Annotated in this window: 3 protein-coding genes; 1 reads left to right on the top strand and 2 read right to left on the bottom strand. The window is 66.6% G+C overall.

All coding sequences use genetic code 11. The features are described 5' to 3' along the window. Position 1: 1 nt before the first annotated feature. Together dapF and VJ811_RS01760 are read right to left on the bottom strand one after the other, a co-directional pair. Positions 2-808 carry a diaminopimelate epimerase gene (gene dapF, locus VJ811_RS01755; RefSeq protein ID WP_324070550.1) on the bottom strand — a complete coding sequence of 269 codons (807 nt, stop codon included), beginning with the start codon at positions 806-808 and terminating at the stop codon, positions 2-4. Between the two features lie 232 nt (positions 809-1,040). Next, a complete protein-coding gene (locus VJ811_RS01760) occupies positions 1,041-2,672 on the bottom strand; it encodes a putative bifunctional diguanylate cyclase/phosphodiesterase (protein WP_324070551.1) in 1,632 nt (543 codons plus the stop codon). Positions 2,673-3,048: 376 nt separating this feature from the next. Between VJ811_RS01760 and VJ811_RS01765 the strand changes: the two genes are divergently transcribed. Next, the coding region (locus VJ811_RS01765) for a signal recognition particle receptor subunit alpha (RefSeq protein WP_324070552.1) at positions 3,049-3,491 on the top strand (443 nt) is incomplete at its 3' end.

The following is a 3,491-nucleotide window of genomic DNA, read 5'->3' on the forward strand; positions in this document are numbered from 1 at the left end:
CTCATCCGAACTGCGCCCAGTCGGTCTCGCCCTCATAGACGCGCGTCGCGGCGCCGCTCATCACGATCGGCTCGCCGGGCGCCCAGCGGATGACGAGGTCGCCGCCGGGCAGCGACACCGTCACCGGCGACTGGACCAGCCCCGCACGGATCGCCGCGACCGCGGTCGCGCACGCGCCGGTGCCGCACGCCTGCGTCAGCCCGACGCCGCGTTCCCAGACGCGCAGCTGCAGCTGGTTTTCGCCGTCGAGGCTGGCGACATTGACGTTGACGCGTTCGGGAAACAGCGGGTCGGTCTCGATCCGCGGGCCGAGTTCGTCGAGCGCGACGGCATCGGCCTCGGGCACGAAAAAGACGATATGCGGATTGCCGACATTGACCCCCGCGCCATGCTCCAGCTCGTCCCACGCGACGGGCATGTCGCGCGTGTCCATCGGCATCGCGAGCGGGATATGCTCCCAGTCGAATTCGGGTTCGCCGAGCACGACCTCGGCGCCGCCATCGGCGGGCGTGACGCGCAGCATGCCGCCCAGCGTCTCGATCACCGCGGGCTTGCCGATCAAAGTCGCGACGCAGCGCGTCGCATTGCCGCACGCCTCGACCTCGCCGCCGTCGGCGTTGAAGATGCGCATCTTCACGTCGGCACTGGTCGACGGTTCGAGCAGGATCAGCTGGTCGCACCCGATACCATGGCGCCGGTCGGCGATCGCATGCGCGCGCGCCGGCGTCATCTCGACGGGCGCCACGCGCGCGTCGATCACGACGAAGTCGTTGCCGAGGCCATGCATCTTGGTGAAGCGATCTGCCATAGTCCGCGCATGTAAGGGCGCAGGCTCGCGAAGTCTAGCGAGCCATATGTACCTTCCCCCTTGATGGGGGAAGGATACGCAGCCTTATCGCGCAGCGATTAGGCGGAGTTGGATGGGGGTGACGGTGCGTCCTTGCGCCGCCGTCTCAGGCCGAGAGCGCACCCCCACCGCTGCGACTAGCCAGCAAGCTGGCAAGTCTCGCTGCCTCCCCATCGAGGGGGAGGGGAGCATGTTAGGCCGTCTTGCGCAGCGCTTCATCCTCGCGCGTATCCGGGCCGACAGGCGGCGCCATCGGCGTGCGCAGCAGGCCGCGCTCGGCGAGCAGCCGTTCGGTGTCGGCGGCCGACGCGGCGCGGCCGAAATACCAGCCCTGCCCCTTGGAACAGCCAAGCCGCGTCAGTTCGATCGCGGTCGCCTCATCCTCGACGCCCTCGGCGGTGATCGGCATCGACAGGCTTTCGCCGAGCCGTACGATCGCGACGACGATCGCCTGCGCATCGGGGCTGCCGCGCATCGCGGCGACGAAGCTGCGGTCGATCTTGATCCGGTCGAACGGCAGCGCGCGCAGGTGCGACAGCGAGCTGTAGCCGGTGCCGAAATCGTCGAGGCTCAAGGACACGCCCTGATTCTTGAGGCTGGTGACGATCGAGCGCACCAGCGGCAGATTCTCGAACAGCGAGCTTTCGGTGATTTCGACCTCGAGCTGCGCGGCCGGGAAGCCGACCTCGACGAGCAGCTTCGTCAGCTTCTGACTGAACCAGGGGTCTTTCAGCTGCTGCGGCGAGATATTGACCGCGAGCATGATCGAGGGATCCCAGCGCTTGGCGGTCTCCATCGCCTCGCGGATCACCTGCAGCGACAATTCGCCGATCAGCCCGCTTTCCTCGGCAACGGGGATGAAGCGTTCGGGCGGGATCATGCCATATTCGGGCGATTCCCAGCGCATCAGCATCTCGAAACCGATCAGGCGTCCGCTGGCGATGTCGACCTGCGGCTCGAAATGCGGGACGAACTCGCCGCGCGGCATGCCGTCGCGAATGCCGGTTTCGATCTGGTTGCGTACCTGCACTGCCATCTCCATCCCGGCCTCGAACCAGCAGAAGCGGTTCCGGCCCTCGTCCTTGCAATGATACATCGCGATGTCGGCCTGGCGGACCATCGTCTCCATCGTCACGCTGGCGTCGCTGGCGAGCGATATGCCGAGCGATGCGCCGACCCGGATCTGCTGCGCGTCGTGCGCGACACTATTGTCCAGCGCCATGACGAGTTCGGCCGCCAGCGCGTCGATGTCGGCGCGCGCCGCGGGCTCGAACACCAGCATCGCGACGAATTCATCGCCGCCGAGCCGCGCCTTGGTGGCATTGGGCGGCAGCACGGCCGATATGCGTTCGGCGGCAACCTGCAAAACGCGGTCGCCCGCGGCATGGCCGTGGATGTCGTTGACCGTCTTGAAATGGTCGAGATCGAGCAGGAACAGCGCGACCTGGCGCTTTTCGGCGATCGCGCCCGCAATCTGCCGCTGCCCCGTCGCGAGCAGGGCCCGGCGGTTAAGGAAGCCCGTGAGCGGGTCGGTGTCGGCGAGGTAGCGCGCGCGCTGCTCGGCCTCGGTGCGCTCGAGGATTTCGCGGTTGAGATCCTTGTAGCGGCGCCAGCCGAACAGGATCAGCGCGACGTTGAGAATGAGCGCGGTGGCGAGCGCGCGGTCAGGGCCGCCGCCGATGCCGATGAGGGCGCGCACGGCCGCCTGCATCACATTGCTGCCCGTCCCCACGAACAGCAGGATCGCGGCGACGACGATGCCGCCGGCGATGATGTCGCGTTTGGCGCCCTCGCTGCGGTCGAATGGCTTCGACGTCGATGTCATATGAATTTGTCCCACCCTTACGGGCTCTATGCGGGCAAAGCGGTGAAATTTGGGTTAAGTGCAGATCCTCCCTGTGGCGAAGCCATGGGGAGGGGGACCGCCGCGAAGCGGTGGTGGAGGGGTTGCAACGTCGCGTTATTGCCCCTCCGTCAGCGGCTGCGCCGCTGCCACCTCCCCATGCCTATGGCACAGGGAGGATCAGTTGCCCTTGCCTTTCAGCCGGCTTTTGCGTAAAGGCCGCCGCGTCCGCGCGCATCTTGCGTTCGGGCATATCGATGTCCGCGACGGAAAGTCTGTCCACGGATAGCCGCTGGTTGGCGAGGTTTCGCTCACCGGCGTCTTTTGCGTTGCGGGCTCGTAAGCAAGGATTTTGGCTGTGTTCGATAGTCTGAGCAACCGGCTTGGCGATGTTTTCGGGAAGCTCCGCGGCCGCGGTGCGCTGACCGAGGCCGACGTGCGCGCCGCGATGCGCGAAGTGCGAATCGCCTTGCTCGAGGCCGACGTCGCGCTGCCCGTCGTGCGCAGCTTCATCGACCAGGTCACCGACCTTGCGATCGGCGCCAATGTCCTGCGCTCGGTCACCCCGGGGCAGCAGGTCGTCAAGATCGTCAGCGACGCGCTGACCGAAATGCTCGGCTCCGAAACCGCCGAACTCGAACTCGCCGTCACTCCACCCGCCGTGATCATGATGGTCGGCCTTCAGGGCTCGGGCAAGACCACGACGACCGCGAAGATCGCCAAGCGGCTCAAGGAAAAAGAGCGCAAGAAGGTGCTGATGGCGTCGCTCGACGTCAACCGCCCCGCCGCGCAGGAACAGCT

The organism is Sphingopyxis sp., from assembly GCF_035250425.1.
Lineage (GTDB): Bacteria > Pseudomonadota > Alphaproteobacteria > Sphingomonadales > Sphingomonadaceae > Sphingopyxis.

Bases quoted from the DNA above. Each gene is read 5' to 3' on its own strand.
- VJ811_RS01760 (WP_324070551.1), bottom strand. From the start codon at position 2,672: ATGACATCGACGTCGAAGCCATTCGACCGCAGCGAGGGCGCCAAACGC.
- dapF (WP_324070550.1), bottom strand. From the start codon at position 808: ATGGCAGATCGCTTCACCAAGATGCATGGCCTCGGCAACGACTTCGTC.